Here is a 1,991-nt window from a genome sequence, read left to right on the forward strand (position 1 = left end):
AGTCCATTTTTCACCGTCTATTTGCCCCATAGCCGGGCTATGGGGCTGCACATCCGGCAAAAACTGTCCTCGCTGGGGGCGATTTTCGCTTTCGACGCCTTCTGCCGCGCAGGCTCCTAGGACCTGCTCGCCTTGATGGCTTGGTGCAGGGCTCAGCTGGAAGCCAGCGCCACGCGCGCACCGTCTGCGGTCAGGTCGGTCGCTTGCTGCAAACGCTCCAGCACCGAAGTCGCGTCTTGCTCGGTCGCGAGGTCGTTGATGCGCACCTCATACCGCCCGCGCTTGACCAAGATGTCGGCCGGATATCCGGCCGTGCGCAGCCGCTCGCGCAGCGCAGCGGCCTCGACACCGCTGCTCAGCAAAGCCGCGACCGCGCGCCACCGTCCCCCCTCAAGTGCGATGCCAGCGCCCGGTGTGAGCTCGGCTTGGGCGATGAACTTCGCCAGCTGATCGGGTGTGGCTTGGCCGGGAGGCGTGGCGGGTTTGCCGGTGAACGTGAGCCAGAAAGCACCTGGCTTGTCCAGCGGGATGCTGCCTTGCGCGCTGCTCAGAACCTCTACCTTGCCCTCGAACAGGCAAACCGCGTCGTGTGCGTCGTCCGTCATGCTCCAAAAATCGGTGCCGCGAACGCCGACGGTAGCGGTATTGATTTTCAGCGACAGATCGCGCCGCACCCCCAAGGCCTTGCTGGAGTAGTCGGTGGCGTAGCGGAAGATGCCGGTGACCAGGCGAAGCGTGGATTTGAGGGTGCCGGGGTCGACCTTGCCGGACCGGCTTTGTGCCATCTCTTCGATCAAGAACTGGGTTTTCTCACCCAGCTTGACCATGCTGCGGTCGGGCAGGCGCAACAGCATGCGGGCGCCTTCGGCGGTGATCGCGCTGTCGCGGGCACCCAAGGTCTGCCCAGGTTGTGCCGGACGGCGTTGGCCACTATGCTCGACCCACGCTGGCAATTGCACCGCTTCCACCACCGTTGGCGCCGTGGCCGCTCGGGCTGATCCGGGCATGGCCCACACGAACACAGCGCATGCAATCGGGAGCAATGCCAGGGCGGCGCGGCGCAAAAGCGGGCTCTGCAACCGGGCGGTCGAGACGGGGTGGGGCGTTGTGAGTGGCGTTGCCATGGTCGGTTCCTTCATGAATCGGTGCTCTGGTATGGGTCGGATAGAGCGGGCTTCATCCGACCATACGCAGACAAGATGTAAACAGATGTGTAAAAGGACGGCATTCGCTGATTGGCGGTTCTTCGCTGGGGAAATGCGTGAACGATTCAACACTTGGGCGTTGCTGGACGCGCACAAAGCCCCTCATCCTCATCCATTGGCCGTATTCGTCGCTGCCAGTACAGAGGTGTGCTCAGCCAGGTCGGCACTTCGCCGGGGCACAGCGGCACGGTGTGGCTTTCGGGTTGGGCCTTTGACTCGGGCGTGGCTTGGGTGGCAGGGAGTCTGGTGCTCATACGGGAGGATGCTCGGTGGCCTTCGTACGCATGGCAACCCCTGGGTTTCGCGGTTGGGTGTGGCAGGTCAGCTGAACGCCCACCGTTGGGCTTCATGACATCAACCCATACCAAGATGACCGCACATCGAATTTTTGTGATGCCGTTCGCGGCTGTGTACCCAGCGTATGTGAAGAAGGCCGAGCGAAAGGGACGCACGAAGGAAGAGGTTGACCGCATCATCTGCTGGCTGACCGGGTACGACCAAGCGGGTCTGCTGCATCAGATCGAGCAGAGAACGGACTTCACAGCGTTTTTTGATCAAGCCCCAGCACTGCATCCAAACAGAGCGCTGATCAAAGGCGTGGTCTGCGGTGTGCGGGTGGAGGCGGTCGAGGATCCGCTGATGCAAAAGATTCGCCAGCTCGACAAGCTGGTTGATGAACTCGCCAAAGGAAAACCCATGGAGAAGATTCTTCGGCAGTAAGACTGGTTTTGAGCCTCTACCAACAAGAAGGGCTGCCTTGGGCAGCCCTTCTTGTTGGTAGTCGAC

At 61.8% G+C, this 1,991-nt stretch carries 2 protein-coding genes; one reads left to right on the top strand and one right to left on the bottom strand.

Annotated elements, in window-relative coordinates:
- Positions 1 to 152: 152 nt before the first annotated feature.
- Positions 153 to 1,124, bottom strand: coding sequence for a FecR domain-containing protein (locus ABYB95_RS22520; protein ID WP_372662264.1), 972 nt, complete (start codon positions 1,122 to 1,124; stop codon positions 153 to 155).
- 429 nt (positions 1,125 to 1,553) lie between these two features.
- Here ABYB95_RS22520 and ABYB95_RS22525 point away from each other — a divergent pair, with 429 nt between their 5' ends.
- Positions 1,554 to 1,925 carry a DUF2200 domain-containing protein gene (locus tag ABYB95_RS22525; protein WP_372662267.1) on the top strand — a complete coding sequence of 124 codons (372 nt, stop codon included), beginning with the start codon at positions 1,554 to 1,556 and terminating at the stop codon, positions 1,923 to 1,925.
- Positions 1,926 to 1,991 lie beyond the last annotated feature (66 nt).

The sequence above is a fragment of the Hydrogenophaga sp. genome (genome assembly GCF_041633695.1).
Lineage (GTDB): Bacteria > Pseudomonadota > Gammaproteobacteria > Burkholderiales > Burkholderiaceae_C > Hydrogenophaga.